The sequence below is a fragment of the Mucilaginibacter sp. NFX135 genome (assembly GCF_048565145.1).
Lineage (GTDB): Bacteria > Bacteroidota > Bacteroidia > Sphingobacteriales > Sphingobacteriaceae > Mucilaginibacter.
On sequence record NZ_CP183412.1, the window covers coordinates 1,438,279 to 1,452,764 of the forward strand.

At 43.6% G+C, this 14,486-nt stretch carries 11 protein-coding genes; 5 read left to right on the top strand and 6 right to left on the bottom strand.

From position 1 onward, the window contains the following. Positions 1–25 precede the first annotated feature (25 nt). From ACNURT_RS06325 to ACNURT_RS06340, 4 genes are all read right to left on the bottom strand, one after another. Positions 26–1,534, bottom strand: coding sequence for a RagB/SusD family nutrient uptake outer membrane protein (locus ACNURT_RS06325; RefSeq protein ID WP_419701021.1), 1,509 nt, complete (start codon positions 1,532–1,534; stop codon positions 26–28). A gap of 79 nt (positions 1,535–1,613) precedes the next feature. Further along, positions 1,614–4,688 (bottom strand): SusC/RagA family TonB-linked outer membrane protein, encoded by a 3,075-nt coding sequence (locus ACNURT_RS06330; protein WP_419701022.1) that lies wholly within the window; start codon positions 4,686–4,688, stop codon positions 1,614–1,616. A 228-nt stretch (positions 4,689–4,916) separates the two neighbouring features. After that, positions 4,917–6,215, bottom strand: a complete 1,299-nt coding sequence (locus ACNURT_RS06335; protein ID WP_419701023.1) for a hypothetical protein — start codon at positions 6,213–6,215, stop codon at positions 4,917–4,919. A 430-nt stretch (positions 6,216–6,645) separates the two neighbouring features. Continuing rightward, positions 6,646–7,041, bottom strand: coding sequence for a winged helix-turn-helix transcriptional regulator (locus ACNURT_RS06340; RefSeq protein WP_370993978.1), 396 nt, complete (start codon positions 7,039–7,041; stop codon positions 6,646–6,648). Between the two features lie 93 nt (positions 7,042–7,134). On the opposite strand from ACNURT_RS06340, the gene ACNURT_RS06345 reads away from it, so the two are divergent. Beyond that, the gene (locus ACNURT_RS06345) at positions 7,135–7,518 is read left to right on the top strand and encodes a DoxX family protein (protein WP_370993977.1); all 384 of its coding nucleotides are present in this window, start codon (positions 7,135–7,137) and stop codon (positions 7,516–7,518) included. On the opposite strand, the gene ACNURT_RS06350 is transcribed toward ACNURT_RS06345, so the two are convergent. Both ACNURT_RS06350 and ACNURT_RS06355 read right to left on the bottom strand, forming a co-directional pair. Further along, positions 7,493–8,203 (bottom strand): SIP domain-containing protein, encoded by a 711-nt coding sequence (locus ACNURT_RS06350; protein ID WP_419701024.1) that lies wholly within the window; start codon positions 8,201–8,203, stop codon positions 7,493–7,495. The genes ACNURT_RS06345 and ACNURT_RS06350 overlap by 26 nt on opposite strands. A 74-nt stretch (positions 8,204–8,277) precedes the next feature. Further along, a complete protein-coding gene (locus ACNURT_RS06355) occupies positions 8,278–9,135 on the bottom strand; it encodes a helix-turn-helix domain-containing protein (RefSeq protein ID WP_419701025.1) in 858 nt (285 codons plus the stop codon). Positions 9,136–9,802: 667 nt separating this feature from the next. Between ACNURT_RS06355 and kdpF the strand changes: the two genes are divergently transcribed. From kdpF to ACNURT_RS06375, 4 genes are all read left to right on the top strand, one after another. After that, positions 9,803–9,880, top strand: coding sequence for a K(+)-transporting ATPase subunit F (gene kdpF / locus ACNURT_RS06360; RefSeq protein ID WP_090651871.1), 78 nt, complete (start codon positions 9,803–9,805; stop codon positions 9,878–9,880). 11 nt (positions 9,881–9,891) lie between these two features. Continuing rightward, entirely contained in the window at positions 9,892–11,607 is a 1,716-nt protein-coding gene (gene kdpA, locus ACNURT_RS06365; RefSeq protein ID WP_419701026.1) for a potassium-transporting ATPase subunit KdpA, read from the top strand. An 88-nt stretch (positions 11,608–11,695) separates the two neighbouring features. Further along, on the top strand, positions 11,696–13,726 hold the full coding sequence (kdpB, locus tag ACNURT_RS06370; protein ID WP_370993973.1) for a potassium-transporting ATPase subunit KdpB: 2,031 nt from the start codon (positions 11,696–11,698) through the stop codon (positions 13,724–13,726). Between the two features lie 131 nt (positions 13,727–13,857). Continuing rightward, the gene (locus tag ACNURT_RS06375) at positions 13,858–14,424 is read left to right on the top strand and encodes a K(+)-transporting ATPase subunit C (RefSeq protein WP_370993972.1); all 567 of its coding nucleotides are present in this window, start codon (positions 13,858–13,860) and stop codon (positions 14,422–14,424) included. Positions 14,425–14,486: the final 62 nt, after the last annotated feature.

The following is a 14,486-nucleotide window of genomic DNA, read 5'->3' on the forward strand; positions in this document are numbered from 1 at the left end:
TCTGTTTTATATTAACCTGTATTAATTAAAAGCCTGGGTTATTAGGCAATAATTTTGGATTAACATCTGTTTCCTGTTTTGGTAAAGGGAATAATAATTGTTTTTCGGAATAAGTTGCGTTGAACACGGTTTTATGTCCCACAAAATTATCCCAGTTACCGGTAACATCATTGTGTATTTTACGGGTGCGGATCATATCAAACCACATTTTATTTTCAAAGCAAAGCTCAAAATAACGTTGCAGCCATACTTCCTTCTCAAATGCGTCTTGTGACAATGCACCAATCGGCGCCAGGTTAGCCCTTGCACGGATCTGGTTTACATAACTAATAGCATTGGCATTTGGTGAGCCATCGGCACGGTTTGATGCTTCGGCATACATTAACATAACATCGGCCAAACGATAAATGGTATAGTTCAGATCTGATTTAGTGGTGTTGGTAACCGCGTTTACATCAAACCATTTATAAATATAGTGATTTTTAAAGGTGATGGTTTGCCCGGTTTTAGCACTTACGTAGCTGGTGTAAAAGAATTGTTTTTCGGCAGCACGCTTATCACCCGGAGCGAATGAAGCAATAAACTGATCTGTAGGCCAAACTGATCCATACTCGTCTGAGTATTTTGATACACCAGAAAAGTTAGGGATGGTAAGCGGCGTAAGTGGATTGGTTACCGGAACCGCGGCCGAATACTGTACCTGTAAAATAAACTCTGTAGTGTTTTTATTACCCGGAACAATCATATCGGTATAATTCGGGAACAGCGTGTATCCGCCATTTTGAATTACATCCAGTGAACGTTTTGCCGATTCTGCATAGTTTGCAGCACCACCGTTTATAGCGGCACCGGCATAAGTTAAATAAACATCGGCCAGTAATGATTTTACAGCGGCCATGGTTACTTTACCCGATGGGTCTTTCCATGGCAGGGTTGATTTTTCGGCAGCAAGCAGATCTGGTATAATTACTTCATCATAAATTTGCTTGGCCGGTGTGCGCGGCAAATTCAGGTTCAGGTCCTTGGCTGGTTCGGTTACTTTAACCACGGCGCCATACATGCGTACCAGGTAAAAATAATACAGAGCGCGTAAAGTGCGCACTTCGGCCACCATATTTGCTTTATCTGCATCGGCTAAGCCGGCAGCATTAATAGTTGGTATTTTTTGAATAGCCAGGTTACATGCGCCAATACCCAGATACATTTGTTGCCACCAGGTATCAAAATAAAACGAGGTATTGCTGTAGGTAAGGGTCTGAAAGCTTACAAAGCCGGTTTGACCCAGGTCGCTGTTTGCCTTGCCTGTCATAAACTCCAATAAGTTCCAGGTGTTACCACCATATGAGCCCGATTGGCCATTGAGCAGTCCCGTAAGGTTCTGATAGCCAGCGTTGGCGAACGCCCTGGCCACTTTCGCGCTTGAAAGATCGGCTCCAGGAGTTAAAAAGTTGGTTGGCTTTTCTTCCAGGAACTTTTTGCATGAGCATGAAAGCAACATGCACGATACGATTAATATATTTTTTAATGTTTTCATTTTAATGCGATTTATTAGATGGTTTCTATTATACCCTTCACGGCTATTGTTCTTTCTGTTTTGATCATATCGCCAGTTTTTAGAATCCTACTTGTACACCAAGGTTCCAGATACGTGGACGTGGGTTAGCGAAGAAATCTATATTTTGTGAAAATGCTTGATTTGAACCATAGCTGCTGTTAAACGTATCAACCTCTGGGTCATAACCGGTGTATTTGGTGATCACAAACAGGTTCTGAACGCTTGTATAAATGCGTAAACGGCTCATGTGCACACGTTGCAACATAGCAGTTGGGAAGGTATAACCTAAAATGAAGTTTTGGCCGCGTATAAATGAACCATCCTCTACCCACCAGGTATCAAAGTGCGAATCCTGTGCGTATTTGTAATTACGCACTTGCGATATCATGGTATTTTGATTGTTTGGGGTCCAGCCGTTCAATACGGTTGCTAAACTGTTTGAAATGGTTTGCCTGTCTTCAGACGAGTGTTTGAAGTTAGCCGCGGTATTTACGCCTTCAACAAAGCGGATATCGAATGAGAAATCCCAATGCTTGTACCTGAAACTGCTGCTGAAAGTACCAGTCCATTTTGGATAAGCGCGACCAATGATGCTGTAATAGTTGCTGCCATCGGCATTGTAGATATATTTTCTGTCGCCGGCTTTTAAACCATGTTTGGCGGCTTCGGCAACATCAGCAGGCGAATCGCTGTAAGTACCCACACGGGTCATACCGTAAAAAGAACCTAATGGCTGGCCTACTCGGATCACATAGTTTTGACCCAGGAAGTTAGGGCCAGGGAATATATCTGCACCGTTATCATTCAATTTGGTTACTTTGTTTTTGTTGGATGCAAATATGAAATTGGTTGTCCATTCAAAATCTGAGCTTCTGATATTCACGGTGTTCAGGGCAAGCTCGATACCAGTGTTTCTAACCGAGCCTACGTTTTTGTAAACGTTAGCAGTGGTAAAGCCTGCAGACCATGGAATAGGTGTTTGTAATAACAGGTCGCTGGTATTTTTGATATAAAAATCAGCATTCAGGTTTACCCTGTCACCAAATAGTCCCAGTTCCACACCACCATCAACCATTTTGGTTCTTTCCCATTTCAAATCGGGGTTACCCAGGTAGCTTGGCAGCAATGATATTTGAGCCGCGTTACTTAAAACTGTCTGGCCGGTGCCGTATTGTGGCAGCGACCGGTAGTTACCGATCTCTTGATTACCAAGTATACCGTAGCTGGCCCTGATCTTTAAGTTAGAGATGGATTTACTGCTTTTCAGGAAATCTTCCTGAGATACACGCCATGCTGCACCAACTGAAGGGAAGAATGAGAATTGGTTTTTTGTAGCAACCCGTGATGTACCGTCATAACGACCGGTTGCGGTGAACAGGTATTTTTCATCAATGTTATAGCTGATACGACCGTAGAATGACTCCAGTGAGTTTTTCTCGTCCTGAGATTCATTTGCGCTTTTTACCGAACCAGCCTGCTGATAATGATACTGGAAAAAATCGTCAATGAAGTTTTGTGTTTCAGATCTTACCCTTTCATATCCGTTTCTGTTAAAAGATATCCCCGCTAAAGCAGTAAATCTTTGATGTTCATTGATCTTTTTGTTCCAGGTAAGGTAGTTTTCTGTTTGCCAAAAATAGTTCTGGTAGGCATTGATATTAGCCACACCACCCTGATCGGCAGATAAATGCTGCAGGGCTAATGACGAGTAGAAATTGTTTTTTTGTGAGCTCAGGTTATAACCAAAATCTGTTTTGAAATCCAATTCTGATGATATCTTGAATTGGAAATATACGTTACCCAACATTTGCATGTTGTTATTAAGCGTATAGCGTTCATTGGCAATTTGTATAGGGTTAGGCGCTCCTTCAAGCCCGGCTATATCAAAGTTACCTGCATAAGTTCCGTTTGGATATTTTATAGGAACAATCGGTACTTCCTCACTTACCGCGCGTGGTACGTTCAAACTACCGTTACCATCAGTAACCAAACGTTGGCGACTGCTGATCAGGTTAATGCTACCACCTATTCTTAACCAATCTTTAACATCGTTATCCATAGTCATTTTAATGGAGTAGCGTTTAAAGGCCGATGTTGGAGTTAAACCATGCTGGTTAAGGTACCCTAATGATAAACTGTAAACAGATTTTTCGCTACCACCCTGGATATTCAATTGGTGGCTTTGTGAAAAAGAAGGTTTGTAGGTTTCTTTTTCCCAGTTGGTATCATATTTAGGGCTGTTATCCGGATTAAATAGTAGCGGGAAATTTTGATAATTTAATGCCTTGGCAGGTGTTTGCACAACACCGTTAGGATCAAATTTTGACCCGTTTGCAAATGATTGGTTGTAAATGTCTATGAATTGTTTTGAGTTTAGGGTTGGTACATGTCTATAAAGATCGCTGATGTTTCCGTTAGCATCATAGCTAATGGTTGCAGGGCCTTTTTTACCACGTTTGGTGGTTACCATGATAATACCATTAGCACCACGCACACCATAAATGGCTGTTGATGATGCATCTTTTAAAACTTCGATAGAAGCGATGTCATTAGGGTTGATAGTATTGGGATCAACGCCCACAACACCATCTACAACGTAAACCGGGTCGATATTGGAATTGATGGAGCCGATACCCCTGATGCGCACTTTTGCACCTGCACCTGGTGCATTGCTGTTTACGCTAACATCAACACCGGCAACTTTACCTTGCAATGCCTGTGTTAAGTTAGGCACTGGTTTGTCCAATAGTTGCTCGGCTTTAACGGTAGTTACGGCACCGGTAAGATCTGATTTTTTTGCCGTACCATAACCAATAACCACCACTTCATTCAAGTTGCTGGCCACCTCTTTTAATTGAACATTCACCGTTGTTCTGCCTGCTACGCTTACTTCTTGTGTGGCAAAGCCGGTATAGGAAAATATTAATGCAGCATTAGCATTTGGTATGGTGATACTGTAGTTTCCATTACCATCAGACACGGTACCGGTTGATGTACCCTTTATTTTGATGCTTACAGCAGGTAAGGCCGAGTTGTCTTGCGCACTGCTAACCTTTCCGCTGATTTTAACCTGTGCCATTGCCTGCAGGGATAACAGGACGAACAGGATCGAGTAAATAATGTGTTTCTTCATAACGTTGTTAATAATTTAAGAATTGATTCTTTAGGAGAATATCGCGGGGGATACTAATGCGTATCACAGCGAATACTAAGGCGGTTTACTACTAAGGGGGCTGGCGGCATACGGGAAGAGTACCCTTAAAAAAGGGCAAAGCCATCCACGTTACCTTAATGGTATTATTTTTTTTCATGAAAATTTGATTTAGTACTGGTTTTCTAAAATTGTATGCTAATAAGTGTTTTATTTATTTTTAATAGCCCATTGTTTTAAAACTGTGATCGCATCAAATAAAACGCCGGCCTCGCCCCTGAAATCGCCCGAACCTTTGGGAGCGCCGGTTTGCACATCGTACCATTCATAAAAACCTTTGTGTGCAATGGCCCTTTCAATCATTGGTATTAATTCGTTATAAGCTTCTTTTGCCTGGCCATTAGCAAGCAGGGCCGCAATCATTCGCCCGCCAAACCATGTCCAGTCGCCGGCATTCTGATAAATGTAAGGATGCATATTGGGGAACTGCGCTGCCGGGTAAGCCGGATAAACCGTTTTACCAATGGTAGCATATTTATCTTTGGCCGCGGCGGCAAGTAACTGCCTGTTTATTTCTTTAATCTCGGCAGGGGTATTAAACCCGGCCAGTATAGCGCATATAGATCCGCCGCTGTACAGGATCTCGTTTTCATTAAAATTTTTGGAGAAGGGGCTGCCGTTCAGATAAAGATGAGGGCGGTATTTCTGTGCCCCGGGCATCCATAAATATTTGCGCACATTTTTTTTGATGGTACTGGCTATGGCAGTCCAGTTTTGTTTGGTTTGATAATTTGAGGGTTTCATAGCCATAAAATCATGGATAGCTATGACATACATGGCGTTATCGTAAATATCAATGGCCCATTTGGTTTTATCATTAATGGCTACACCCCACCCGGTTTCTGGCTGCACGTCGCCCCAGTCAATCGTAGTAGCCCCGGTTACCAGGCCGTATCTGGCCGACCATCTATTTTTTTGAATGTAGACAAAAGCATCTTCTACGCGTTGCAGAACCGTTTTAGCACCTATTACTTCAAAGAGTATGGATCTGTCGCCGGTTACGTCTATATATTTTTTTACAGCCTGAATAAGGGATGATTCCTGGTCGGTTTCAACGGTATTTTTGTGTGCCGCCCAACCAGGTAGTAATGCCGAGTAGCGATATTGATAGCCTACGCCCGCCTTTGCACTGTCAACCACACCATCAACAATATTACCGTCCTCGCCCTGAATTTTAAAAAACATCAGGAGCATTTCTTTCACCTTTTCTTTGGGGTGTACTTTTAAGGACCCTTTGATGAAAGTATTAAAATCCCTTATCCATACTTCGTTATAGGAGGTGCCTGCTGAGAAACCGGAAAGTAGTTTTAAGCCCCGTTCCTGTATCGTATCCAAACGGCTATCTGCCATTATGGAACCCGCTAAAGCTGCGTTATTTTTTACCTGCGCGTTAACGTTCAGATAAAATAGGCACAGGAATATAAGAACACCAGGTAAACGTATCTTCATGCAGGGATCGTTAAGGATGTAATATGGTTGAGTGTATTTTTAATAGGCAAAATACACTTGTGAAATTGGTTATTTTATATGTACAAACATACGTACATTAAATTCATTTCCAAATTTTTTGTATTATAAAATGGTTAACTTTTAGTCGTTTGGTAATTATAAATCTTAATCGGCGGTTAAAGGTAAACTATTTGTTACAAAAATTGCCATAAAGATTTAAACTTAATCGATTAAGAGGTGGGATTTAACCCGTAATACAAGCCGAGGGGTTATTCTATATGTATTTTCATAATTTTATATGAAAGTACATATTTAATTAACAAGAAGGGTGATTTATGAAGCAAACCAGAATTTGTGTGTAGAAATTTAGGAGAAGTGTTTTGTGCTGCTCCTGTATGCTGTCAAAAAATTTGGCCATAGTTTACTATCCTTAAGTTAATACTTCAGTATCCGCAGGTTGACGGCGACTGGCAATTATACGTTCCCGGTGCTGTTTTCCCCATTTTTGCAGCTCTTCTAAAACCGGCCCCAATGTTTGGCTGTAGGGGGTAGCTTCATAAGTTACGGTAACGGGGGTAGTTGAAAAAACATTCCGCTTTACAAATTCGTTCAGTTCCAGTTCCTTTAATTCTTTTGACAATATTTTGGGGGTGATCTCGCCCAAAGCTCTTTGAATATCATTAAAACGCAGCGGGCCGTCGGCAAGGGTGGCAATAAGCGGCAATTTCCATTTTCCGTTTAACACATAAAGTGCGTCCCTAACTGCACTTCCTGCGGCCTTGCAAGCTTCGGAACTGTGATCTCTTTTTTTGAATTGACCTTCCATATATAAAATAGCTATCCAAAAAGATACCACTATCCTTTGGTATAGTAGTATCTTTTTAATAGTAAAGGTAGCTAAGTTTGTGCAAAAAAAGAAATGAAAGCACTAAAGATCACTTACTGGATCACCACAAGCATAGTAGCATTAATGATGACCTTCTCGGCTTATACTTATTTAACACAGCCTACAATGTTACAGGCTTTTCAACATCTGGGTTATCCTGGCTATTTCAGGGTAGAGCTGGCCCTGGCTAAACTGGCCGGCGCTGTTTTGCTGTTGATCCCCCTAAAATCATTGATTAAGGAGTGGGTTTACGCGGGTTTTACTTTCACTTTTATCTCGGCATTTATAGCGCATAGCGCATCAGGCGATCCGGTAAACTATCGCGTAATGCCGGTTATTTTCCTGGTGTTCCTGGCCGTCTCTTACATTACCTATCATAAGGTAAAGCAAGCTACGACCAAAAGCCCTGCACTTTAATTTGCCCCGACGGATAACCCTGGTGTTTGAGCAGTTTACGCAGTTGCGCTACCATGGTATTATTACCGGCCAGGTAAAATACCGTGTTTTCCAAACTGTATTGCTGTTCAAGTACCCACTCAATGAGGCTGTGATGACCAAAAGTATCCTTACGTGCCACCGGCTGTAGGGGCGACCAAAAGTATTCATGAAAAAGCTTGCGGTGCTGCTCGTTACCGATCACCAAGCCGCCCGAAAAACGGGTATGCGGCAATACCATTTTTTGCAGGGCCAGTAAATGCCCCATGCTGCTTTCATCGCCCAGGGCAACAACTGCAGAGGTGGGCGTTGGGCTGTGATCCGTTGAACCTATTTTAAGATAGCTCACCACATCGTTCTTCTTTAGTTGATTTGCCCATCTGCTGCCAGGTCCGTTGTGTGCCGCATCAACATAAATGGTGCAGGTACTGGTTTCGGCATCCCAGCCCGATGGAGTGTAATCGCGAAAGGTAAAGTCGTCGACCCGGAATTTTATATAGGGTATCTCGTTCCATTGTGCTATATCGGCAGTGGGAAGGTGCAGGTCGACCTCAATTAAGGTTGATGGCTCCCAGTGCCGAACTTCAAGCACCCGGCCGGATTGTAACCTGTTTTCAAACAGTTTTCCGGCTTTTCTTTTGATTTTTTGAAAAGTGGATGTTTCCATGGTAGTTTTTTAATTATACAAAGAAACTGCCTATTTATCCCCAAATCAATGAATGGCTTACGGTAATGATTGGACTATTTACGGTAATGTGTGCGGAATAAAAGCGGGGTAGTGCCTTCGGCTTTTTTGAATAGTCTTGAAAAGTAAGTATGGTCTGTATATCCAAGCGTATGAGCAATTTCTTTTACATTCATTTCGCTGTAGTATAGTAAGCGTTTAGCTTCCAGCAGGACTTCCTGTTGGATCCAGTAGCTCACCGAAAGACCGGTCACTTTTTTCAAGGCCTCATTCAAATAGGTTTCCGAAATATTGAGCATAGAGGCGTAGACCGATGGGCTTTTAACCTGCCGGATATTACCGGCCAGTAGCTTTTTAAATTCCTGGGCCAACTGTACCGGTCGTGATAAAGCAAATTGCGAATTGCAAAATCCGCTAAAGCAACAAGCCGCTATTCCCACAAATGATTGTACCAGCGAGTGTACCACCTGCAAATAAAACGGACCGGGATTTTCTTCCCGGTATTTTTCCTGCATGAGGGCTAACAGATCGGTACATTGACGAAATTGTACCTCATTGAGCGTAAAGGGTTGTTGTAATACCAGCTGGCTTTCAAAAACATTCCGGTAATCGGGGGCTATCAACAGGGCGTCGATCGCTACAAACCAGCCATAACCTATCTCATTACGGATCCGGTGGTGTACTTGTCCCGGTAGTATATAATATAAAGAATAGGCGCCAAACTTTAACTCCTGAAAATCGATCATAAGTGATGCCGCACCTTCTTCAATAACAAAAAATATATAATGATCATCCCGGTGCGCACCCAGGGTATCGGTTTCATCGTGGGGCACATCATCCCCGGCAACAAAATGCCTGACCTCGAGACCCGTTGAGGCCCGCTCTCTTAGTTGATATACCGGAATATCTTTCATGCAGTTTGTTATCAAGGCCAATATATGGCTATTTGGGCAGAGGAAATCTTCTTGAAATGTCAAAATAATTCGAGACTTACTGTAGAGTTGACTCACCCCGCCACGCTTCGCGGGCGACCCTATCTGCCGCGAAGCGGCAAAGAGGGTGAAAAAAACGCCTTTCCCTCCGCGCGTCATTGCGAGAGGAACGAAGCAGGAGCCTCACCCAACCCTCTCCAAAGGAGAGGGCTTTAAAATATTTTTTTGAAGTCTCCCCCTTTGGGGGAGATTTAGAGGGGGCTTAGTACCTCGTAATGAGGCGTGGGGGTTTTTTTACCCTCTTTGCCGCTTCGCGGCAGAGAGGGTCGTCCAGCGAAGCGCAGACGGGGTGAGTCGTCTGCGATATGGCTAACGAACTAAAACAACTCCCACTTTGATATTCAGCCTATCAAAATGATAGGCTTACTTTGATTAAAAAGCCTACCGATAACTTTAATGAACTAAATAAATGGCTGTAATACAGTTATTTACCTGTATGTTTTTAATTATTGGCATTTGCTTGGTAAAGGACTCTGAAAATATTGAATACTATGGATGTTTTACAAGTTATTATTTACGTGGTGGTCTTTGCGGCCATCTTCTGGATCTTTTTTAAATCAGTTAATTACTTCGAAAAAATCTAATCACCATGATCGCATTATTCATTGTGGCCGTAGCCGTGTTTGTATACATGGTATATGTGCTGCTTAAACCCGAAAAATTTTAATTACTTAAATCATGAACACTGAAATTTCAGGTGTAATATTTACCTACCTGCTCACACTCGCGCTGGCAATACCTTTGGGCCGGTACATTGCCCGTGTTTTTAAAGGCGAGAAAACCTGGCTCGATTTTCTGGCCCCGTTAGAACGTTTCATTTTCCGTTTTAGCGGCATCGACGCCAAAAAAGAAATGAACTGGAAACAGCATTTATTTGCCCTGCTTACTATTAATAGCGTATGGCTCATTTATGCCTTTGTTTGTTTAATGGCGCAAGGTCACCTGCCGCTAAACCCGGATGCAAACCCCGGCCAGTCGGCAGATACGGCTTTCAATACCGCTATCAGCTTTTTGGTGAACTGTAACTTGCAGCACTACTCCGGCGAAAGCGGCGCTACCTATTTTACACAGCATTTTGTATTCATGTTCCTGCACTTTGTATCTGCAGCTACCGGCATTGCCGCGCTGGTTGTGTTATTCAGGGCCATGAAAGATAAAGTAACCGATAAGCTGGGTAACTTTTGGGATTACTTTGTAAAAACCATCACCCGCGTATTACTGCCTATATCATTCGTAATTGCTGTAATATTTGCTTTCAATGGCATGACTACCAGCTATGCCGGTAAGGATACTTTTATCAGCATGCAGGGCGATACTGTTCACGTATCCCGCGGACCGGTTGCTGCCTTAGTAGCTATTAAGCACTTAGGTACTAACGGTGGCGGCTGGTTCGGCGCCAACTCGGCCCATCCTATTGAAAACCCTAATTATTTAACTAATACAACCGAATTGGTTGCCCAGGTACTGATCCCTATAGCATTGGTATTTGCCCTTGGTTTTTATCTCAATAAAAAGAAGTTCGCTTACGTTGTGTTTGGCGTGATGACGATAGGCATGCTCCTGTTCCTGATTCCGACCATGAATGCCGAGCTGAATGGTAACCCGGCTATAGCCCATATGGGTGTCAGCCAGCCATCCGGCGCTATGGAAGGTAAGGAAGTTCGGTTTGGTCCGGCTAACTCGACCTACTGGAGCATCGTGACTACCATTATATCTACCGGTTCGGTCAACTCCATGCATGACAGCGCCATGCCTATGTCTGGTAACATGATGTTGCTGGGTATGATGGTGAACTGTTTTTATGGCGGTTGTGGCGTAGGGATCCTCAACTTTTACATCTTTATCATCATCGCGGTATTTATATCCGGACTGATGGTAGGACGAACACCAGAGTTTTTCGGCCGGAAGATAGAGGCCCGCGAAATGAAGATCGCTTCCTTGATCGCCTTATTGCACCCCTTTATTATCCTGGTTGGCCTGGCCATATCATCATACGTAGTGGTACATATGCCCGGCGCCGACTGGGCCGTTAAGCCATCCAGCTGGTTAAATAACCCGGGCAACCACGGTTTTTCCGAAATGCTGTATGAGTACACTTCAGCAGCGGCCAACAACGGTTCGGGTTTTGAGGGTTTGGGCGATGGTAATATTTTCTGGAACGTTACCACAGGTATCGTAATGATCCTGGGCCGGTTCCTGCCCATTATTGGTCCGCTGGCAATTGCCGGTTTATTAGCCAATAAAAAATTCATCCCTGAATCAGCCGGAACACTAAAAAGTGATACCACAACTTTCGGAATAATGATCTTCGCGGTGATCATGATCATTGCTGCCCTGTCATTTTTCCCTGCACTGGCATTAGGTCCAATTGCCGAACATTTTTCATTAAAATAAACAAGCCTCAGCTAAATCCTCTCCAAAGGAGAGGACTTGAAAACCCTCTCCTTTGGAGAGGGCAGGGTGAGGCCTAAAAATATAAATCATGAACTCAAATCAAAATACATTATTCCAGGGTGACCAGATGAAAGATGCTTTTAAGCAGTCATTCATCAAACTAAACCCACGCATCCTGTTCCGTAACCCGGTGATGTTCACTGTAGAGATCGGTACGTTTGTGATGCTCATTGTAAGCATTTACTCTTTTGCCAATAAAGGGCAGGGTAGCTTTGCCTATAACTTTACCGTATTCATTGTTTTATTTTTAACCGTACTGTTTGCCAATTTTGCCGAGGCCATTGCCGAAGCACGTGGTAAAGCACAAGCCGAAAGCCTGCGCAAAACCCGCGAAGAAACACCTGCCCGTTTGCTGGTTAACGGCAAGGAGCAAATGGTAATGTCATCCCAATTAAAAAAAGGCGATGTGTTTATCTGCGAAACAGGTGATAACATCCCAACAGATGGCGAGATCATAGAAGGTATCGCTACTATTGATGAGTCGGCCATTACCGGCGAATCTGCCCCAGTTATCCGCGAATCAGGTGGTGATAAATCATCTGTTACCGGTGGTACCAAAGTACTGTCAGACAAGATCAAAGTAATGGTAACTACCCAGCCTGGCGAAAGCTTCCTGGATAAGATGATTGCCCTGGTTGAAGGTGCATCGCGCCAGAAAACACCAAATGAAATAGCCTTAACTATTTTGCTGTCGGGTTTCACGCTTATCTTCGTGATCGTATGTGTTACCCTGAAACCATTTGGAGATTATGCCAATACCCCTATAACTATAGCTGCCTTTATCTCCCTGTTCGTGTGTTTAATTCCTACTACAATCGGCGGTCTGTTATCAGCCATCGGTATCGCAGGGATGGACAGGGCTTTAAGGGCCAACGTGATCACCAAATCGGGCAAAGCGGTAGAAACCGCCGGTGACCTTGACACTTTGCTGCTGGATAAAACCGGTACCATTACCATAGGTAACCGTAAAGCCACCAACTTTTATCCGGCTACGGGAGTTACAAATGAAAACTTTGTTGCCGCCTGTGTGCTGAGCTCCCTGGCTGATGAAACCCCCGAAGGTAAATCAATTGTTGAACTGGCCCATGAAGACAAAACCATGCCAAAAGTGGTTGCTCCTAAAGACGCGGTATTCATCAAATTTACTGCCGAAACCCGTTCAAGCGGTTTGGATACGCCTGATGGTTTGCGGATCCGTAAAGGCGCGTTTGATTCGATACGGAATATCGCTTTAAAGGCCGGTCACCCGTTCCCTACTGAGGTAGAAGATAATGTGAAAAAGATCTCCTCAAACGGTGGTACCCCATTGGTGGTATCGCAAAACGAAAAGATCATGGGTGTGATCGAGCTGCAGGATATCATTAAAACCGGTATTGCCGAACGTTTTGAACGCCTGCGCAAAATGGGTGTTAAAACCGTAATGGTAACCGGCGATAACCCGCTTACCGCCAAATTTATTGCCGAAAAGGCCGGTGTGGATGATTTTATTGCCGAGGCCAAGCCAGAAGATAAAATGAACTACATTAAAGCTGAACAACAAGGCGGTAAACTGGTAGCCATGATGGGCGATGGTACAAATGATGCCCCCGCCCTGGCACAAGCCGACGTGGGTGTGGCCATGAACAGTGGTACCCAGGCCGCCAAAGAAGCCGGTAACATGGTGGATCTGGATAATGACCCAACCAAGCTGATTGAGATTGTGGAGATAGGTAAACAGCTGCTCATGACCCGTGGTACATTAACCACTTTCAGTATAGCTAATGACGTGGCCAAGTATTTCGCCATTGTACCAGCCCTGTTCATGGTATCTATACCCTCATTAAAGGCCCTTAACATCATGGACCTGCACAGCCCGGAATCGGCCATATTATCAGCGGTAATATTTAACGCCATCATTATACCATTGCTTATACCACTGGCATTAAGAGGTGTGGAATACAAACCGATAGGTGCAAGCGCACTGTTGCGCCGCAACCTGCTGATATACGGTTTGGGCGGTGTAATAATTCCATTCATTGGTATTAAACTGATAGACCTGGCCGTAGGGATGTTCCTGTAGATGTGCAGATGTGCGAATATGCAGATTTGCAAATGCGTAGATATGCAAATGACGAATGGGCAATTCTGATTCAGACAACAGAATTCACTAATTCACTAATTCACTAAATCAATAATTCAATAATTAAAACGATGAAAACATATTTGTTGCCCTCATTAAAGTTAACGCTCATTTTGATCGTAATAACTGCAGGCATATATCCACTGGCTGTTGCTGGTGTAGGTAAATTAACTCCCGGTCGTGGTGATGGCGAAACATTAACCTATAAAGGTCGTGTAGTAGGCTACGCGCTGGAAGGTCAGAAATTCACTAAAGACGAATACTTCTGGGGCCGTCCATCGGCAGTTGATTATAATGCTGCCGGATCAGGCGGTTCAAACAAAGGTCCCTCAAATCCTGATTACCTGAAAGACGTTGAAAAACGGATTGAGGATTTCTTAAAACATAATCCAGGTGTAACCCGTGCCCAGATCCCTGCCGAACTGGTTACCGCATCGGGCAGTGGTTTGGATCCTGATATTTCACCGGCAGGTGCCCAGGTACAGGTAGCCCGTGTTGCTAAAGCTCGTGGACTATCTGCCAGTCAGTTAACCAAACTGGTTGATGAACACACCGAAAAACCAATGTTTGGCCTGTTTGGCCCAAGCAAAGTAAATGTGCTTAAACTAAATATAGCTTTAGAAGAGCTTAAAAAATAACCGGGACGGAGATTGAGGATCGAGGTTCGAGGATTGGGGGTTCGGGTTTTAATAGACCATTA